Origin of the sequence: Cellulomonas alba, from assembly GCF_030362835.1 — a bacterium.
Classification (GTDB): Bacteria; Actinomycetota; Actinomycetes; order Actinomycetales; family Cellulomonadaceae; genus Cellulomonas; species Cellulomonas alba.
The window spans coordinates 1,848,081-1,866,299 of the sequence record NZ_JAUCGQ010000001.1 but is presented as its reverse complement, the minus strand read 5'-3'; the positions used below and the strand labels follow the sequence as shown (position 1 = coordinate 1,866,299).

The window sequence follows — 18,219 nt, the reverse complement described above, 5'->3', positions numbered from 1 at the left end:
TTTGCTTGCTTGTCTAGCGAAACGCAGAATGCTCAGCATGCTGAGTATGCGCCGCACCCACCTGCTCCGGGCCCTCGTCGTCGCCGTCGTGCTCCTGGTGTGGCTCGCCGTCGGTGCCGTGGGCGGCCAGGCGCAGGGGTCGCTGTCGCAGGTGCAGAAGAACGACGCCGCGGCGTTCCTGCCGGCCTCCGCCGAGTCCACGCGCGCCGCGGAGGCCGCCGGCGCGTTCGTCGACGAGGCCACGCTGCCGACGCTCGTCGTGCTGGAGCCGGCGGACGGGGCGGCGGTGAGCGACGCGCAGACCGCCGCCGTCCGGGCCTGGGCGCCGACGATCGGGCAGGCGTCGGCGCCCGGTGGGGGCGCGTGGGCCGACGACCTCGCCGGCGAGCCGACCGTCGTGCCGGCGCAGGACGGGAGCGCGCTGCTCGTCGTCCTGCCGCTCGACGCGGCGACGGCCGACCGCGTGCTGCCGGACGGCGAGCGCGTAACCACAGCATTCGTCGCGGCGGTGCGGGACTCGCTCGAGCGCGAGCTCGGCGCGACCGCCGACACCGCCGGGCAGGCCGGGCTGCACGCCTGGGTCACCGGACCCGCGGGCTTCGTCGCCGACCTCGTCACGGCGTTCGGCGGGATCGACGGCGTGCTGCTGCTCGTCGCGCTCGGGGCGGTGCTGCTGATCCTCGTGCTGGTCTACCGGTCGCCGCTGCTGCCGCTCGTCGTGATCCTCACGCCGGTGTTCGCGCTCAGCCTCGCCGGGCTCGTCGTCTACCACCTGGCCGACGCGGGCACGCTCGTGCTCAACGGGCAGTCGCAGGGCATCCTCTCGATCCTCGTGGTCGGCGCGTCGGTGGACTACGCGCTGCTGCTGGTCGCCCGCTACCGCGAGGAGCTGCGCACGCACGAGCACCCGTGGGACGCGCTGCGCACCGCGCTGCGGGCGTGCCTCGCACCGATCGCGGCGAGCGCCGGCACCGTCATCGCGGGCGTGCTCTGCCTGCTGCTGTCCGACCTGCGATCGAACCGCAGCCTCGGTCCCGTGGCCGCGATCGGCATCGCGTCGGCGTTCGTCGCCACGATGACGCTGCTCCCGGCGCTGCTGATCGTGGCGGGTCGCCGGTCGCGCGCGCTGTTCTGGCCCCGGGTGCCGCGGTTCGACGCCGGTGCGGCCGACGCCGACCCCGTCGCCGTCCACGGTGTCTGGGGGCGCCTCGCGCGGTTCGTCGGCCGGAGGGACCGGGTGGTGTGGGTGGTCACGGCGCTCGTGCTGGTCGGCGCGGCAGCGTTCCTGCCCACGCTGCGCGCCGGCGGGACCAGCCAGGCCGACGTGTTCCTGACCCGCGTGGACGCGGTCGACGGCGAGAAGGTGCTCGCGCGGCACTTCCCCGCCGGAGCGGTGCAGCCGGTGACGATCGTCGTGCCGCAGGACGAGGCCGACGCGGTGACCCAGGCGGTCCGCGACGTCGCCGGCGTCGAGGCCGTCGCGCCGTACACGGGCGCCGCGGCGGGGGCCCCGGCGGGCGGCGGCGAGCCGGTCGTCGTCGACGGCCGCGTGCGGCTCGACGCGACGACGCGCGCACCCTCCGACTCGCAGGAGGCCGTCGCGGTCGTCCGGGAGGTGCGGGACGCCGCCCACGGGGCCGCACCCGACGCCCTCGTCGGCGGTGCCGCCGCGGAGAACCTCGACACGCAGCGGGCGAGCGAGCGCGACCTCGGGGTGATCGTGCCGGTCGTCCTCGCCGTGATCGGCGTGATCCTGATGCTGCTGCTCCGGTCGGTGGTCGCCGCCGCGCTGCTGCTCGCGGCCAACGTGCTCTCGTTCGGTGCGGCGCTCGGCGTCAGCGCGCTCGTGTTCAACCACGTGCTGCACCTGCCCGACGCCGACCCCGCGGTGCCGCTGTTCGCGTTCGTGTTCCTGGTCGCCCTCGGCGTGGACTACTCGATCTTCCTGATGACGCGCGTGCGGGAGGAGTCGGTGCGCGTCGGGACGCGGGACGGCGTGGTGCGCGGGCTGGCCGTGACGGGCGGCGTGATCACGTCGGCCGGCGTGGTGCTCGCGACGACGTTCGCGGCACTCGGCGTGATCCCGCTGCTGTTCCTCGCGCAGATCGCGTTCGTCGTGGCGTTCGGGGTGCTGCTCGACACGCTCGTGGTGCGGAGCCTGCTCGTGCCCGCGCTGGTGCACGACATCGGCCGGCGGACGTGGTGGCCGAGTGCGCTGGGCCGTGTCGGGGGCGGCCGGTAGCGTCGTCGGCGCGACCGCGCGGGCGGTGCGGCAGCCGCCGCCCTGGCGTGTGGCGGCGCGTCCGTGGAGCGAGGAGAGCTGAACGACGATGAGCTTCGACACCCCCAACGGCACCCGCGGCGCGCGCCAGCCGTCCGGCGCGATCATGCGGTGGGTCAACGACCGCCAGGTGCACCGCATCCGCAAGAAGGGCGGCCGCGGCGTCGTCGGCCTGAACGCGCTCGCGCTGACGACCGTCGGCGCGCGGACCGGCCAGGAGCGCCAGGCGCCCGTCGCGTGGTTCCCCGCGCCCGACGGCGGCTGGCTGATCTCGGCGTCCGCGGGGGGCGCCGCCCGCCATCCCGCCTGGTACCACAACCTCGCGGCGCACCCCGACCGCGTGCGCATCGACGTCGACGGCGAGTCCTACGACGTGGTGGCCGAGCAGCTGCACGGCGAGGAGCGCGAGCGCGCGTGGGCGCAGATCGTGGCGGCCGCGCCGCGGTTCAACGGGTACACCACGAAGACGGACCGCGAGATCCCCGTCATCCACCTGCGGCGCAAGGCGGGGTAGCCCGGGTACCGGTGCGCCCTTCGGCCGGCGGCGCGCCCGAGCCACCCGGCTCAGCGCGTGACGGTCCGAGCGGCCCGCCACTCCGTGAGCGTCACCGTGCCCAGACGCGCCGCGCCGGTCGGCACGATCGTCGTCGCGCCGAGCAGGGCGCCCGCGTACCGCGCCTGCGGGTCGCCGACGACGGGCCGGGGGTCACCGGCCGCGGCGAGCTCCGCGCGGAGCAGCTGGTCCAGCGCGAAGCGCTCCGGCCCGGCCACGTCGACGACGCCGCCGAGCGGCGGGCCGAGCGCCAGGTCGACGACCGCCTCGACGACCTCGCTCGCGGCGACCGGCTGGACCGCGCCCGTCGACGAGCGCACCACGCCGTCGTGCGTCTGCCGGTCGGCGATCGCCGCGAGGAACTCGAAGAACTGCGTCGCGCGCAGGATGGTGAACGGCACGTCCGCCGCCTCGACCACGCGCTCCTGCGCCAGCTTGGCGCCCAGGTACGGGCTGTCCGCGGCCCGGTCGACGCCGACGATCGAGAGCACCACGTGGTGCCGGACACCCGCCGCGCGCTCGCCGGCCAGCAGGTTCCGGGTCGACGTGGTGAAGAACGTCAGCGGGTCGAGCCCCGACGCCGGGGCGTTCGACACGTCGACCACGACGTCCGCACCGGCGAGCGCGTCCGCGAGCCCGGCACCCGTGTACGCGTCGACCCCGGCGCTCGGTGACGCCGCGACCGCCTCGTGGCCGAGGGAGCGGAGCTGCTCCACGGCCGCGGCGCCGATGCGCCCGGTCCCGCCGATGACGACGAGCCTCATGGTGACCTCCGGTGGGTGGTGGCGGCTCTCGTCACGACCCTCACCATAGGAGCCCGGACCTCCCAGGTCAGCGGGTCGCGACCTCGACCGCCCCGGAACACCGCGTCGCCGTGCGTCACCTGGGCGTGGCGCCCTCCACCGATCGGTGGATCCCGTGGCTCCACCCGGGCGCGCCGAACGCTGGCCGGCCGGCGGATCCGCCGCAGCCGGGCGCGCTGCGAGCGTGGACGCCATGACAGCGGTGATCGAGGTGCAGGGGCTGCACAAGCGGTACGGGGACACCGTCGCGGTCGACGACGTGTCGTTCACCGTCGACGAGGGCGAGATCTTCGGGATCCTCGGCCCCAACGGCGCGGGCAAGACCACGACGGTCGAGTGCGTCGAGGGCCTGCGCGAGCGCGACGGCGGAATGGTCAGGGTGCTGGGCCTGGACCCGGCGCGCGACCGCGCGGAGCTGACCCAGCAGCTGGGTGTGCAGCTCCAGGACGCGCGGCTCCCCGAGCGGCTGCGGGTCGACGAGGCGCTCGACCTCTACCGGTCGTTCTACCGGGCCCCCGCGGACCCGGACGCGCTCCTCGAGGCGCTCGGGCTCGACGGTGCCCGGCGGACGCAGTTCGGCAAGCTCTCGGGCGGCCAGCGGCAGCGGCTGTCGATCGCGCTCGCGCTGGTCGGCAACCCGCGGGTCGCGGTGCTCGACGAGCTGACCACCGGCCTGGACCCGCGGGCGCGGCGCGAGGCCTGGCGGCTCATCGCCGACGTCCGCGCACGTGGCGTGACGATCGTGCTGGTCACGCACTTCATGGAGGAGGCCGAGCGGCTGTGCGACCGCGTCGCCGTCATCGACGCCGGGCGCGTCGTCATCGTCGACAGCCCGGCCGCGCTCGCGGCCCGGGCAGCGGCCGAGCTGGGGGTCGAGCGCGCGAGCCTGGAGGACGCGTTCGTGGCACTGACGGGATCCGGGGAGGACGACCATGTCGACTGAGGCCTTGCGGCGGCTGACCGCCACCGAGCTCACGCTGTTCCTGCGCGACAAGGTCGGGCCGGTGTTCGGCCTGGCGTTCCCCGTCGTGCTCCTCTCGGTGTTCGGGAACCTCGACTTCTTCACGGACCCGGCGCACGGCATCGACGGCGTCCCGCTCCTGCGGGTCTACGTGCCGATCCTCGTGTGCTTCGTCATCGCGATGCTGTCGCTCAACACGATCCCGCCGACGCTCGCCGGGTACCGCGAGCAGGGCGTGCTGCGCCGGCTGCGGACGACGCCCGTCGGGCCCGCGCGCGTGCTGGTGGCGCAGCTCGCCATCTGCACGGGAACCGCGGTCGTGGCCGTTGCGCTGCTGCTCGGCGTCGCCCGCGTGTTCTTCGACGTGCCGCTGCCGGCCGCGCTCGTCGCGTTCGTCGTGACCGCGCTGTTCGCCGTGCTCGCGCTCGTCGGGCTCGGCCTGCTCGTCGCCGCGGCGGCGCCGACGGGGAAGGCCGCCAACGCCGTCGGGTCGGTGCTGTTCTACGTGCTGACGTTCTGCGCCGGCCTGTGGTTGCCGCTGGCGGCGATGCCGACCACGCTTCGTCACGTGAGCGAGGCGACGCCGCTGGGCGCGGCGGTCCAGGCGCTGACGCAGGCCACGCAGGGCGACTGGCCCTCGCCGGGCCGGCTCGCGCTGCTGGCAGGCTACGCGGTGGTCGGCCTCGTGCTCGGGGTCCGCCTGTTCCGATGGGAGTAGGGATGCGGCACCCGATGCCACTCGAGGTCGTCGACGACCGGACGGCACGCCTGCTGCCGGTCGTCGACGTCGCGCCCTACGCGCTGCTGACGATCGTGGGCGCCGCGACCGCGTTGCTCGACCCCGGCCCTGACGACGCCGTCAACCTCGGGCTGTGCGTCGTCGCGATGGCGTGGGTGCTCGTCATGTACACGCTCCGGCCGGCGTGGCGGGTGCGCCGGGTGCCGATGGCCGTCTTCTTCGTCGGGTTCCTCGGCCTGCTCGCGGTCCTCGTCCTGCGGCAGCCGGCCTTCGGTTTCGTGACGCCGGCCGCGTACTTCTTCGCGTTCGGCCTGCTCGCCTGGCCGTGGCGGGTGCTCGGCGTCGGCGCGGTCGCGGTCGTGGCCGGCATCGCGCAGGCGTCGGGCATCCCGCTGACGGACGCGGGGGGCATCGCGCTGCACGCCGCGATCATCCTGGTCAACGTCGTCCCGCTGTGCGCGTGGGCGTGGCTCGACTGGCGCGGCGACCAGGAACGAGAGGAGCGCGCCCGCACGATGGACCAGCTCGAGGCGTCGAACCGCCGGCTGGCGGCGTCGCTCGCCGAGAACGCCGCGCTGCACGACCGGCTCGTGGCCCAGGCCCGCGAGGCCGGGGTGCGCGACGAGCGGCAGCGGATGGCCGGCGAGATCCACGACACCCTCGCGCAGGGCCTCACCGGCATCGTGACCCAGCTGCAGGCTGCCGAGCAGGCGGTCGACGACCGCGCGCGGTGGGAGCGGCATGTGACGGCGGCGATCGGGCTCGCGCGCGAGAGCCTCCGCGAGGCCCGGCGGTCCGTCGAGGCGCTGCGGCCGGAGCAGCTGCGTGACGGGCGGCTCGCGGGGGCGCTGGCGAGCGTCGCGCGCGAGTGGTCCGCACTGCACGGCATCCCGGTCGAGCTGACGCGCACGGGCCAGGAGCGGCCGCTGCCGCCCGACGCCGAGCTCGCGCTGCTCCGCACGGCGCAGGAGGCGCTCGCCAACGTCGCGGCGCACGCCGGCGCGACCCGCGTCGGCCTCACGCTCTCCTACCTCGACGGCCAGGTCGCGCTCGACGTCCGCGACGACGGCCGCGGCTTCGACCCAGCCAGGCCGCCGGTGTCGGCCGGCGGGTTCGGGCTGGTCGCGATGCGGCAGCGCATCGAGGGCCTCTCGGGCACGCTGCAGGTCGAGTCCGAGCCCGCGGCCGGCACGGCGATCTCGGCGGCGGTGCCGGCATGATCACGCTCCTCGTGGTCGACGACCACCCCGTGGTGCGCGACGGTCTGACGGGGATGCTCGCGAGCGACCCCGACTTCGACGTCGTGGGCCAGGCGGCCGACGGCGCCGAGGCGGTGCGGCTCGCGCGGACGCTGCGGCCCGATGTCGTGCTGATGGACCTGCGCATGCCGGGCACCGACGGCGTCGCCGCGATCGCCGAGCTCACGCGCCTCGGTGTGCCCAGCCGCGTGCTCGTCCTGACCACGTACGACGCCGACGCGTACGTGGTCCCGGCGATCGAGGCGGGCGCCACCGGCTACCTGCTCAAGGACGCGCCCCGCGACGAGCTGCTGCGTGCGGTGCGCGCCGCGGCCCGCGGCGAGTCCGTGCTCGCGCCGTCGGTCGCGGGGCGGCTGATGCACCGGGTCCGCACGCCGGGGGCGGGTCCGCTGAGCCCGCGGGAGCTCCAGGTGCTCGAGCTCGTCGCCGCGGGCCGCAGCAACCACGAGGCGGCGGCGGACCTGTTCATCAGCGAGGCGACGGTCAAGACGCACCTGCTGAACATCTACGCGAAGCTCGGCGTCGGCGACCGGGCCGCCGCGGTGGCGGAGGCGTTCCACCGCGGGCTGTTCACGCCGAACGGCTGACGCGCACACCCGCCCGCCCGCGACGCGGGCCGTCTCTCAGCGACGGGTGCGGAACGGCGCGAGCGTCTCGCGCACGATGCCGGCCGCACCCCAGTCGTCGTCGAACTGCGCGATCACCGCGAGGTGCTGGCGCAGCTGGAGGATCGGCATCCGCTCGCGCCAGCCGGCGTCGAGCCCCGTCAGCTCCGCGTAGAGGTCGAAGAACGACGCGGCCTCGGGCGGCGGCACGGTCGTCCACAGGTGCGCGAGGTCGACCTCGGCCCAGGTGTACGAGACGGCCGGGTCGATGAGCGCGGGCCGCTCGTCGGGCGTCGCCATGACGTTCGCCATCCAGAGGTCGCCGTGCGCCAGGCACGCGGGCCGCTCGGGGAGCAGCTCGGGCAGCCGGCCGCAGAGGCGCTCCAGCGCGGCGCGGTCGTCGGGCGCGAGCGCCGCGTCGACGCGCGGCTCACCGAGCCAACGCAGCAGCCGGTGCCGCGCGAAGAACGTGAAGCCGTCGTCCTCCCACGTGTTGACCTGGCGGCGCCGGCCGAGCCAGTTGTCGCGGTGCCAGCCGAACCGGGCGTGGACGGTGCTCGTGTGGAGCCGGGCGAGCTCGTGCGCGAGCCGCTCCCAGAGCGCCGCGGTCGCGGGCCGCGGCTCGAGCACGGACAGGACGAGCAGGTCGGGGCTCGCGACGAGCACCTCGGGCGTGGCGACGCCGCCGAGCTCGCGCAGCGCGACCAGGCCCTCCGCCTCGGTCGCGAACGCGTCGGGGAGCTCGTGGTCGAGGAACGCCTTGACGAACACGCGCGAGCCGTCCGGACGGGTCGCGATCCCGGCGGTGGCGGCGAGCCCACCGGTCGCCGGCTCCACGGCGGTGACGTCGGTCAGTCCGGCCCCGTGCAGGCGCGTCAACAGCTCGGTGGTCGTCTCGGTCACCGGCTCACCTTGCCAGGCGGCAGCCGTGGTCCGTGTCTTCGGTCCGTGACGCGAAGACGGCCGGGTTGCCCCGGCCGTCCTCCTCCTTCTCAACGTATAGCGAGCCCGGGGGCTTGTGGCAAGGCCCCGGTCGAGGCGAAGAATCGCCGCTCGGCCGTGCGCCACCGTCCGCGCACGCGCCGCCCCCGACGCCCCGGAGCCTGCCCGTGAACCGTGCGACCACGTCCGCCTTCGACCTGCCGGAGCGCCTCGCCGCGAAGGCGGACCCCGAGCTGATCGCCGCCGACGAGCACCATTTCGCGACGATCGGCGCGAGCCTCGCCGAGCAGGTGGCGGAGCTCGAGGAGCGGCTCGCGGCCGCCCGCCGAGCTCCGGCCCGAAGCGGCCAGGCGGCGCTCGACCGCGACCAGGAGGTGCACCGGCTGTCGGCGCGGCTGCGCACGCTGCGGCGGTACGGGCTGGACCTGTGCCTCGGCCGGATGGTCGACGAGACGGGCCTCGCGGTCTACGTCGGGCGGCTCGGGCTGACGGACCGCGCAGGGCGGCGCCTGCTCGTCGACTGGCGCTCGCCCGCTGCCGAGCCGTTCTTCGGCGCGACGCGCGCGGACCCGATGCGCCTCGTCAGCCGCCGCCGCTACCGGTGGACCGCGGGCCGCGTCGTCGACTACTGGGACGAGGCGTTCACGGTCGACGGAGCCGTGCACCTGGCGTCCCTCGACGACGAGTCGGCGTTCCTGGCGAGCCTCGGCGGCACCCGGACCGCGCGCATGCGCGACGTGCTCGGCACGATCCAGTCCGACCAGGACGCGATCATCCGGGCCGGGTCGCGCGGCGCCCTCGTGGTCGACGGCGGCCCTGGCACGGGCAAGACGGTGGTCGCGCTGCACCGCGCGGCGTACCTGCTCTACTCCGAGCCGCGGCTGTCGGCCCGCCGCGGTGGCGTGCTCGTCGTCGGGCCGTCCGACCCCTACCTCGCGTACGTCTCGGACGTGCTGCCGAGCCTCGGCGAGGAGGGCGTGCTGACGTGCACGCTGCGCGACCTCGTGCCCGAGGGCCCGTCGGCGCTGCCCGAGCCCGACCCCGAGGTGGCGCGACTCAAGGCGTCCGCCGCGATGGTCGAGGCGATCGAGCCCGCGGTGCGGTTCTCCGAACGACCCCCGACGGAGGGCGTGAGCGTCGAGACCGAGTGGGCCGACGTCTGGCTCTCCACCGCCGACTGGGCGGAGGCGTTCGCGGCGCCCGACCCGGGCACCCCGCACAACGAGGCGCGCGAGCAGATCTGGGACGCGCTGGTGGAGATCCTCGTCGACAAGCACGGCGACGAGGCCCCGGCCGACCTGGTTCGCCGCTCGCTGACCCGCAACCGCGAGCTGACGCGCGCGTTCAACGGTGCGTGGCCCGTGCTCGAGCCCACCGAGCTCGTCGGAGACCTGTGGTCCGTGCCCGCGTACCTGCGCCTCTGCGCGCCGTGGCTGACGACCGACGAGGTGCGGCTGCTGCAGCGCGACGAGCCCGCGCGGTGGACGACGTCCGACCTGCCGCTGCTCGACGCTGCTCGCCTGCGGCTCGGCGACCCGGAGGCCGGCGGACGGCGCCGGCGGCAGGAGGCGACGCGCGCCGCGGAGCGCGAGTATCGCTCGCGCGTCGTCGACGACCTGATCGCGTCCGACGACAGCGAGATGCTCGTCATGACGATGCTCCGCGGTGAGGACCTGCAGTCCGCGCTCGACGACGACGCGTCCGTGCCGACCCCCGAGCCCGACCGGCTCGCCGGCCCGTTCGCGCACGTCGTGGTGGACGAGGCGCAGGAGCTGACCGACGCCGAGTGGCAGATGCTGATCGCGCGCTGCCCCTCGCGGAGCCTGACCGTGGTCGGCGACCGCGCGCAGGCGCGGCACGGGTTCACCGAGTCGTGGCACGATCGGCTCGAGCGCGTCGGGCTCGGCGAGGTCGCGCAGGCGTCGCTCACCATCAACTACCGCACGCCGGCCGAGGTGATGGCCGAGGCGGAGCCGGTGATCCGGGCCGCGCTGCCCGACGCGAACGTGCCGACGTCGGTGCGGACGTCCGGCGTCCCCGTGCGGCACGCGCGCGTGGCGGAGCTCGACGCGGTCGTCGGCGCGTGGCTCGAGGCGCACGACGGCGTGGCGTGCGTGGTCGGTGCGCCGGGGTTCGGGCTCGCGACCGTGGAGCGGGACCGGGTGCGCTCGCTGACGCCCGAGCTCGTCAAGGGGCTGGAGTTCGACCTGGTGGTGCTCGTGGACCCCGCAGCGTTCGGCGACGGCGTCGAGGGCGCGGTCGACCGGTACGTCGCGATGACCCGCGCCACCGAGCGGCTCGTCGTCCTGACCCCCTGACGTCGCCCCGCCCGCGCGGGATGCGTGCTCCGCGCGGGTGACGCGGCGCCCCGGGACCTTGGTTCATAGCGCCGTCCCAGGTGCCGGGCCTACCGTCGAGTGGTCGCTACGAGCGCTGGAGACGCCATGGATCCCGACCCGACGCCGGACGCGAACGCGAACGCCGCCGTTCCGCCGACCACCCCCGTCCCGCCTGCGCCGGGCAGCGTCCCGCCCGCGCCGGGCAGCGTTCCCCCGGCACCGCCGCGGGGCGCCTACCCGCCCGGTGGCTACGGGCCGCCCGGGGCCTACGGCACCCAGCCGCCGCTGCCGCGGCAGTACCCCGCACCGATCGGCTGGGTGATCGCGGCCGTCATCGTGTTCTGGCCGACCGCGATCCCGGCGCTGCTCGCGTCGCACCGGTCCGCGCGTGCCGCGGGTGCGGGCGACGTGGTGACGGCCGACCGCGAGGCCGCGTCGGCGCGGCGCTGGGGGATCGTCAGCGTCTGCGTCGGCGGCGCGATCATCCTGCTCTCGCTGATCGCCACGTTCGTGTGGGCGCTCGTCATCGCCGTCGCCGTCCACGACCACCGCGACGGCTTCGGCTGGGACGACCGCGACGGCTCGTCGCGGATCGAGCCGTACGGCGGCCCGGGCGTCGTGCCGCACCGGCCGGGTCCCGGGCAGATGATGCCCGGCATGCCGGGGTCGGGGAACGGGTTCGGCAAGGGGTACGGCGACGGCGGAGGCCGCGGCTTCGCGCCGCCGTCGCCCGGCCAGGGCGGCGGCCCGGCGACGCCCAGCCCGGCGCCGACCGCGTCGAACGGCTGACCTCCTCGACCGGCTGACCTCCTCGACCGGCTGACGCCCGCGACCGGCTGACCCCCTCGACCCGTCGACCTCGTGGCATACCGCCACGACCCCGGCGCCGCTAGCGTGGACCCGCCTGGGAGGTGGCATGGGCCCGCACGGCGAGGCAGTCGCGGCACCGGCGCCGTACCGGCGCACCAGGCGGCTCGGCTGGGCCTGGGGCGGCCTTGCCGCGACGGCGGTCGTGCTGCTCGGTGCGGGAGCCGCCCTCGTGACGACGGACTGGTTCGACGGCATCGTCACGCACGAGACGATCCGGCTGACGCTCGGTGGCCTGGTGACGATCGACCTGCCGAGCGGCGCGGTGCTGCTGGCCGCGGTGCTGCTGTCCGCGTCCCTCGCGGTGGCGGTGGCTGCTGCCGAGCTCGGCCGCGCGCAGCAGGCGCTCGCCGCCAAGGCGAACCGGCCCGGCCCGCCGGGCGCACCCGTACGGGCAGGCGAGCGACCGGGCGCGCCGGTGGCGGGCCGCGGTACCCGCGGCCCGACCGCGGCGGCGCACATCACCGCGCTCATCCCCGCCCACGACGAGGCGACGACGATCGGCGCCACGATCGACAGCCTGCGCGCACAGCGCCGCCCGCCCGACGCGATCGTCGTCGTCACCGACCGGTGCACCGACGCCACGGAGGACATCGCGGCGGACCGCGGCGCGCGCGTGCTGATCACCCGCGGCAACACCGGCCGCAAGGCCGGCGCGCTCAACCAGGCGCTCGCGGAGCTGCTCCCGAGCGCCCGTGAGGAGGACGCGATCCTCGTCATGGACGCGGACACCGTGCTCGCCCCGGACTTCCTGGCGGTCGCGGAGTCACGCCTCGAGGCCGACCCGGACCTCCAGGCGGTCGGCGGCGTCTTCATGGGCGACCCGGGCGCCGGCCTCGTCGGCCAGCTGCAGCGCAACGAGTACGTGCGCTACGCCCGGACGATCGCTCGGCGCAAGGGCCGGCGCGTCACCGTGCTGACCGGCACGGGCTCGCTCTTCCGCGCCCCCGCGCTCCGGGCGGTCGCCGCGAGCCGCGGGTCGTCGGTGCCCGGGACGCCCGGGGACGTCTACGACGCGTCTGCGCTCACCGAGGACAACGAGCTCACGCTCGCGCTGCGCACCCTCGGCGCGCGCCTCGTGTCCCCCCGGGAGTGCCGCGCCGTCACCGAGGTGATGCCGACCTGGCGGCACCTGTGGCGCCAGCGCGTGCGGTGGGACCGCGGCGCGCTCGAGAACCTCGGTGCGTACGGCCTCACGCTCAGCTCGGCACGGTACTGGTGGCAGCAGATCGGGCTGGCGTACGCGACCGTCGCGGTCAACCTCTACGTGCTGCTCGTGCTGCTGACCTGGCTGGCGACCGGCACGCTCGTGCTCGGCCTGCGCTGGTGGACCGCCATCACCGTGATCTTCGTCGTCGAGCGGCTCGTCACGGTGTGGCGCGCCGGGTGGCGCGGCCGGCTGCTCGCGCTGCCGCTCGCCGTCGAGCTCGCGTACTCGGAGCTGATCCTCGTCGTCTTCGTCCGCGGCCTCGTCGACGCCGTGCTGCGCCGGCAGGCCGTGTGGGGGCACGTCGACCGGGCGAGCCTCTCCGGGACCGCCGCGGTCGCCGCGCCGGTGGGCGCGCTCGCGGTGCTCGGAGAGCCCGTCGTCAGCTGGGCGGCCGCGGGGTCGACCGGCTGGATCGCCACGCTCAGTGCGGTGGTCGCGTTCAACACCGTGGTGTTCGCGGCGCTCGCTCTGCTCGAGCTCGTGCCGCGCCGGCAGGCCTGACCCGTGCCCCGTCGGGTCAGCCGCGGACAGTGAACCCCGCGCGCAGCAGGTCGGCGTCGCGCGACGACGCGCCCACGAGCAGCTCGAACGCCCCAGGCTCGACCACGCGCACCCCGCGGGCGTCGACGATCGTGCAGTCGGCGGCCGCGAGGTCGATCGGCACGGTCGCCACCTCACCGGGCGCGAGCTCGACGACGCGGTACGACTTGAGCTCCTTGTCGGCCCAGCTCGCCGACGTCACGACGTCGCTCACGTAAACCTGCACGACCTCGCGCGCCCGGCGCGCACCGGTGTTGGTGACGACGACCTGGGCGCGCACCACCTCGTCACGGTCGACCTCGGGCGTGAGCACCTCGAGGTCGCGGTACTCGACCGTCGTGTACGTGAGGCCCTCGCCGAGCACGAACGCCGGCTCCTGCGTCAGGTCGGCGTACCGGTCGCCGTGCTGGCCGCGGATCTGGTTGTAGTACGTCGGCTGCTGGCCCACGTGGCGCGCGAACGAGATCGGCAGGCGCCCGCTCGGCTCGACGAGGCCCAGGAGCACCTCGGCCAGCGCGCGGCCGCCCTCCATGCCGGGGTTCGCGGCCCACACGAGCGCCGCCGCCGCCATCGCCGACGGGGGCAGCACGAGCGGCTTCGAGGCCAGCAGCACCACGACCATCGGCGTCCCGGTCGCGGCGAGCGCGTCGAGCAGCGCGACCTGTCCGCCGACGAGCTCGAGCGTCGCGGTCGAGCGGCCCTCGCCGATCAGCTCGATGCGGTCACCGACGACGGCGACGACGTAGTCCGCCTCCTGCGCCGCGGCGACGGCCTCGGCGATCAGCGCGTCGTCCGGAGCGCACGGCACGACGACCTGCGGCCGCGGCTGGCCGTCGGGGAAGAAGGCGCCGGCGGGGTCGGTCTCGAGCGTGAGGATGTCGGCGCCGCGCGCCGTCGTGACGGTCCAGCCCTCGGGCGCGGAGCGCCGCAGGCCGTCGAGGACGGTGGTGATCATGTCGCGCGGCTGGCCGTCCGGCAGCCAGTCGGCCTGGCCCGACGAGCCCGCCCAGTCGCCGAGCTGCGTCTGCGCGTCGTCCGCGAGCGGGCCGACCACGGCGACGCGCTTCGGGGCGCCCGTGCCGGCCGCGCGGCCGGTCTTGGCGTCGGCCGTGAACCCGCCCGCCAGCGGCAGCACGCCGTCGTTGCGCAGCAGCACGAGCGAGCGCCGCGCGATGTCGAGGTTGAGCGCCCGGTGCTCGGCCGTGCCGATGGTCGACGCGATGCGCGCGGGGTCCGGCCGGCGCGGGTCGTCGAACAGCCCGAGCTCGAACTTGAGCGTCAGGATGCGCGACACGGCCGCGTCGAGGTCCGTCTCGCCGAGCATCCCGGCCTCGACCGCCTCGAGCGCGCCCTCGAAGAAGCCGGGCGTCGTCATGACCATGTCGTTGCCGGCCTTCACGGCGGCCGCCGCGGCGTGCGCGTAGTCGGGCTGGACCTTCTGCTCCCAGACCATGCGGCCGACGTTGTCCCAGTCGGTGATGAGCGTGCCCGTGTAGCCCCACTCGCCGCGCAGCACCTCGGTGAGCAGCCAGTCGTTGATCGTGATCGGCACGCCGTCGGTGGTCTGGTACCCGAGCATGAACGTGCGGCAGCCCTCGCGGGCCACGCGCTCGAACGGCGGCAGGAACCAGGAGCGCAGCTTGCGGCGCGAGATGTCGGCCTCGGACGCGTCGCGGCCGCCCTGCGTCTCGGAGTAGCCGGCGAAGTGCTTGGCGGTCGCGAGGATCGCGGTCGGGTCGGACAGCCCGTCGCCCTGGTAGCCGCGGACCATGGCGGACGCGAGCTCGCCGATCAGGAACGGGTCCTCGCCGAACGTCTCGGAGACGCGGCCCCAGCGCAGGTCGCGCGTGATGCAGAGGACGGGCGAGAACGTCCAGTGGATGCCGGTCGCGGCGACCTCGACGGCCGTCGCGCGGGCGACACGCTCGACCAGCGCGGGGTCCCAGCTCGCGGCCATGCCGAGCTGCGTCGGGAAGATCGTGGCGCCGACCCAGAACGAGTGGCCGTGGATGCAGTCCTCGGCGACGAGCAGCGGGATGCGCAGGCGCGTGGCCTCGGTCAGCTCGTGCGCCTCGATGACGCGCTCGGGCGACGTGTGCAGGATCGAGCCGACGTGCAGGTCGTTCACCAGGTGCGGCACGCCCTCGCGCGCGTCGAGCTGCAGCATCTGCCCGACCTTCTCGGACAGCGTCATCCGCGCGACGAGGTCCTTGACGCGCTGGTCGACCGGGATGCTGGGGTCGAGGTAGGGCAGCAGGGCGCTCACGGGGCGGTCCTCTCGCACGGGCTGGGGTACGGGCTGGGGTACGGGCTGGCGGGGCTCAGGAAGGTCAACGCGCGGGCGCCGTGGCGGCGATGCCACGAATCGATTCGACCCTCGCACCGTCCACGGTAGCGCAATTACTTACCGATCTGTAAGCGTTTGGTCCCGATCGGCTGACGTCGGGCTGTGAGGTGCGTCAGGCCGGCTGCCAGAGCTCGATCCGGTTCCCCTCGGGGTCCGTCACCCAGCCGAAGCGGCCCACCCCGTCCATCTCCTGCACCTCGGCCGCCACGTCGGCACCTGCGGCACGGAGCTGCGCGAGCATCGCCTCGAGGTCGCGCACCCGGAAGTTCAGCATCGTGCGCTGCCCGCGCGAGCCGAAGTAGTCGGTGTCGGGGTCGAACGCGGCGAACACGGTCGGCCCGTCCGCCTGCTGCCAGAGGCCCTGCGCGTCGAGGTCCATGCCCAGCACGTCGCGGTACCAGGCGCCGAGCGCCGTGGGGTCCGACGCGCGGATGAAGTACCCGCCGATCCCGAGCACGCGTTCCATGCCGCCAGCCTGCCAGGCGGGGCCGGCGGTCGTCAGTGGACGGCGGCGAGCAGCACGCCGACGCCGACGAACAGCCCGCCGAAGACGCGGTTGACGGTGCGCCGACCCGACTCCCGCGCGGTCAGTCGCGCGAGCCCGCGCGCGGCGGTCGCGAAGAAGCACCACATGACGAGGACGTCGACGGTCACGACGGTCGCCGTGAGCACCACGTACTGCGGCAGCAGCGGCTGCGCGGGCCGGACGAACTGCGGCAGGAACGCGAGGAAGAACACGATCGCCTTGGGGTTCGTCAGGTTGACGAGCAACCCGCGCCGGAACATCGACCACGCGGGCTCGCGGAGCTCCTGCGGGGGGCTCGCACCGACCGCCGCGTGCGAGCGCAGCTGCCGGATGCCGAGGTAGACGAGGTACGCGGCGCCGATGTACCGGATCACCTCGAAGGCGACGTGCGAGCGGCTGACCAGGGCGCCGACGCCCGCCGCGACGATGGCGATGTGCACGACGAGAGCGAGCTGCTGCCCGAGGATGCCCCAGATCGACCGCGCCCACCCGGCTCCGAGCGAGTTGGCCATCGTGTTGATGGCGCCCGCCCCGGGCGTGCAGGAGATGACGAGGCACGCGCCGAGCAGCGCCAGCCACAGCGACAGGCTCATGCGCCTCGCACCACCACGATCACGCGCCGATCATCTCCCGCGCGGCGGCGTGCACCGAACCCGGGCGCTCAGACCGCCGTGCCGCGCGTCCACCCCTGCTCGTGCAGCCGCGCGAAGCCGTCGAGCATGAGGTCGAGCGCGAACTCGAACTCCGCCTGGTCGTCGCAGCCGGATCCGACCACGGTCTCGCCGTCGTGCCGCGCGGGCAGCGCGACGGCCGCGACGTTCGGGAAGGCGGCGGCGAGCGCGCGCAGCGTGGCCTCGTCGGGCACCGGGGCCGGGGCCGCGCCGGGTGTCGCGCCCGCGTCGTCGAACAGCTCCTGCGTGAACCCCCACATGCGGCTGCCGAGCGCGTGCATCACGTGGTGCGTCAGCTCGTCGGAGAACCCGCCGGCGCGGAACATCCCGATGGTCGAGTCGGTGTACGCGAGCACGGCGAACGTCCGCTGGGTGCGGGTCTCGAGCACGCGGCGGGCCCACGGATGGCGCAGCAGCACGCGGCGCGCCGAGAGCACCCGGCGGCGCACGGCCTCGCGCCAGCCGACGTCGCCGGCGGGCGGGTCGATCTGCGCGATCAGGTGCTCCACCAGCCCGTCGAGCAGCTCGTCCTTGTGGGCGACGTGCTTGTACAGCGCCATCGGCACGACGCCCAGCCGGTCGGCGAGCCGGCGCATGCTGAGCGCGTCGACGCCCTGCTCGTCGGCGAGCTCGATCGCGGCCGTCAGCACGCGCTCCCGGTTGAGGCGCTCGCGCTGGGCCTGCGTCGTCATCGGCGGCTCCGTCGGACCGTTGACAGGTGTACGCCGTCCACCCTACGCTCCCGACCACGAGGTGTACGCCGTACACCCAGTGCCGAGGGAGTCACGATGGACGCCACCCGCCGCGCCGCCAGGACCGCCGGCGCGCTCTACCTGCTGACGTTCGTGGCGTCGATCCCGGCGGTCGCGCTGCTGCAACCGGCGCTCGACGGGCCCGCGTACGTGGCCGGCGCCGGCCAGGACACGCGCGTGCTCCTCGGCGGGCTGCTCGACGTGGTCAACGCGGTCGCGTGCATCGGCACGGCGGTCGTGCTGTTCCCGGTGCTGCGTCGCTGGAGCGAGGCGCGCGCGCTCGGGTTCGTCGCGTCGCGCGTCATGGAGGCGGCGATCATCCTGACCGGGGTCGCCAGCATCCTCGCGGTCGTCACGCTGCGGCAGCAGGTCGCGTCCGGGGACCTCGGTGTGGCGTCGGTGCAGGGCGTGGCGGCGGGGCTCGTCGAGGTCCGCGACTGGACGTTCCTGCTCGGGCCCGGCCTGGTCCCGGCGGTGAACGCGGCGCTCTTCGGCTCGGTGCTCCTGCAGTCCCGCCTCGTGCCGCGCTGGATCCCGATGACGGGCCTGGTCGGCGCTCCGCTGCTCGCTGCGTCGGCCGTCGCGACGGTGCTCGGCGCGAACGAGCAGTCGTCCGCGCTCTCGGCGGTCCTGACGCTCCCGATCTTCGTCTGGGAGCTCTCGGTCGGGCTGTGGATGCTCGTCAAGGGGTTCCGCGACGTCGAGCCGCCCGCGTCGGGTCCGGTCGGCGACGACGCACCGCCCCCGGCACGGCGCGCCGCCGCGACCGTGTGACTCCGCGCGGGTGCTCGCGGAGGGCCGCGGCATACCGCCCCGGGCCGCGC

Annotated in this window: 16 protein-coding genes; 10 read left to right on the top strand and 6 right to left on the bottom strand. The window is 75.1% G+C overall.

Features of this window, described 5'->3' with window-relative positions; genetic code table 11:
• Positions 1 to 28: 28 nt before the first annotated feature.
• Both QRT04_RS08550 and QRT04_RS08545 read left to right on the top strand, forming a co-directional pair.
• Positions 29 to 2,242 carry an MMPL family transporter gene (locus QRT04_RS08550; protein ID WP_289454794.1) on the top strand — a complete coding sequence of 738 codons (2,214 nt, stop codon included), beginning with the start codon at positions 29 to 31 and terminating at the stop codon, positions 2,240 to 2,242.
• An 88-nt stretch (positions 2,243 to 2,330) separates the two neighbouring features.
• Positions 2,331 to 2,795 carry a nitroreductase/quinone reductase family protein gene (locus tag QRT04_RS08545; RefSeq protein WP_289454793.1) on the top strand — a complete coding sequence of 155 codons (465 nt, stop codon included), beginning with the start codon at positions 2,331 to 2,333 and terminating at the stop codon, positions 2,793 to 2,795.
• Positions 2,796 to 2,845: 50 nt separating this feature from the next.
• Here the strand turns inward: QRT04_RS08545 and QRT04_RS08540 are convergent, their stop codons facing one another.
• On the bottom strand, positions 2,846 to 3,598 hold the full coding sequence (locus QRT04_RS08540) for an SDR family oxidoreductase (RefSeq protein WP_289454792.1): 753 nt from the start codon (positions 3,596 to 3,598) through the stop codon (positions 2,846 to 2,848).
• A 232-nt stretch (positions 3,599 to 3,830) separates the two neighbouring features.
• On the opposite strand from QRT04_RS08540, the gene QRT04_RS08535 reads away from it, so the two are divergent.
• From QRT04_RS08535 to QRT04_RS08520, 4 genes are read left to right on the top strand one after another with little or no spacing between them, the layout of a single operon-like run.
• Positions 3,831 to 4,580, top strand: a complete 750-nt coding sequence (locus QRT04_RS08535) for an ABC transporter ATP-binding protein (RefSeq protein ID WP_289454791.1) — start codon at positions 3,831 to 3,833, stop codon at positions 4,578 to 4,580.
• The gene (locus QRT04_RS08530) at positions 4,570 to 5,316 is read left to right on the top strand and encodes an ABC transporter permease (protein WP_289454790.1); all 747 of its coding nucleotides are present in this window, start codon (positions 4,570 to 4,572) and stop codon (positions 5,314 to 5,316) included. Before QRT04_RS08535 ends, QRT04_RS08530 begins: the two co-directional genes overlap by 11 nt.
• A 14-nt stretch (positions 5,317 to 5,330) precedes the next feature.
• The gene (locus tag QRT04_RS08525; protein ID WP_289454789.1) at positions 5,331 to 6,557 is read left to right on the top strand and encodes a sensor histidine kinase; all 1,227 of its coding nucleotides are present in this window, start codon (positions 5,331 to 5,333) and stop codon (positions 6,555 to 6,557) included.
• Complete coding sequence (locus QRT04_RS08520; RefSeq protein WP_289454788.1) at positions 6,554 to 7,183, top strand: response regulator; 630 nt, start codon at positions 6,554 to 6,556, stop codon at positions 7,181 to 7,183. The genes QRT04_RS08525 and QRT04_RS08520 overlap by 4 nt, the downstream gene beginning before the upstream one ends.
• 36 nt (positions 7,184 to 7,219) lie before the next feature.
• Here the strand turns inward: QRT04_RS08520 and QRT04_RS08515 are convergent, their stop codons facing one another.
• A complete protein-coding gene (locus tag QRT04_RS08515; RefSeq protein WP_289454787.1) occupies positions 7,220 to 8,104 on the bottom strand; it encodes a fructosamine kinase family protein in 885 nt (294 codons plus the stop codon).
• Between the two features lie 206 nt (positions 8,105 to 8,310).
• Between QRT04_RS08515 and helR the strand changes: the two genes are divergently transcribed.
• The 3 genes from helR to QRT04_RS08500 all read left to right on the top strand — a co-directional run bounded on the left by helR (position 8,311) and on the right by QRT04_RS08500 (position 13,060).
• On the top strand, positions 8,311 to 10,461 hold the full coding sequence (gene helR, locus QRT04_RS08510; protein WP_289454786.1) for an RNA polymerase recycling motor ATPase HelR: 2,151 nt from the start codon (positions 8,311 to 8,313) through the stop codon (positions 10,459 to 10,461).
• 126 nt (positions 10,462 to 10,587) lie between these two features.
• The gene (locus QRT04_RS08505; RefSeq protein WP_289454785.1) at positions 10,588 to 11,271 is read left to right on the top strand and encodes a CD225/dispanin family protein; all 684 of its coding nucleotides are present in this window, start codon (positions 10,588 to 10,590) and stop codon (positions 11,269 to 11,271) included.
• A 127-nt stretch (positions 11,272 to 11,398) separates the two neighbouring features.
• The gene (locus QRT04_RS08500) at positions 11,399 to 13,060 is read left to right on the top strand and encodes a glycosyltransferase family 2 protein (RefSeq protein WP_289454784.1); all 1,662 of its coding nucleotides are present in this window, start codon (positions 11,399 to 11,401) and stop codon (positions 13,058 to 13,060) included.
• A gap of 16 nt (positions 13,061 to 13,076) precedes the next feature.
• Here QRT04_RS08500 and QRT04_RS08495 read toward each other — a convergent pair whose 3' ends face one another.
• The 4 genes from QRT04_RS08495 to QRT04_RS08480 form a co-directional block, all read right to left on the bottom strand.
• Positions 13,077 to 15,365, bottom strand: a complete 2,289-nt coding sequence (locus tag QRT04_RS08495) for an exo-beta-d-1,3/1,6-glucosidase (RefSeq protein WP_289454783.1) — start codon at positions 15,363 to 15,365, stop codon at positions 13,077 to 13,079.
• 193 nt (positions 15,366 to 15,558) lie between these two features.
• Positions 15,559 to 15,912: a VOC family protein gene (locus QRT04_RS08490; RefSeq protein ID WP_289454782.1), complete on the bottom strand. Its 354-nt coding sequence runs from the start codon at positions 15,910 to 15,912 to the stop codon at positions 15,559 to 15,561.
• 32 nt (positions 15,913 to 15,944) lie between these two features.
• Positions 15,945 to 16,565, bottom strand: a complete 621-nt coding sequence (locus tag QRT04_RS08485; protein WP_289454781.1) for a LysE family transporter — start codon at positions 16,563 to 16,565, stop codon at positions 15,945 to 15,947.
• 68 nt (positions 16,566 to 16,633) lie between these two features.
• On the bottom strand, positions 16,634 to 17,335 hold the full coding sequence (locus QRT04_RS08480) for a TetR/AcrR family transcriptional regulator C-terminal domain-containing protein (RefSeq protein WP_289454780.1): 702 nt from the start codon (positions 17,333 to 17,335) through the stop codon (positions 16,634 to 16,636).
• Between the two features lie 96 nt (positions 17,336 to 17,431).
• On the opposite strand from QRT04_RS08480, the gene QRT04_RS08475 reads away from it, so the two are divergent.
• Positions 17,432 to 18,169 (top strand): DUF4386 domain-containing protein, encoded by a 738-nt coding sequence (locus tag QRT04_RS08475; RefSeq protein ID WP_289454779.1) that lies wholly within the window; start codon positions 17,432 to 17,434, stop codon positions 18,167 to 18,169.
• Positions 18,170 to 18,219 lie beyond the last annotated feature (50 nt).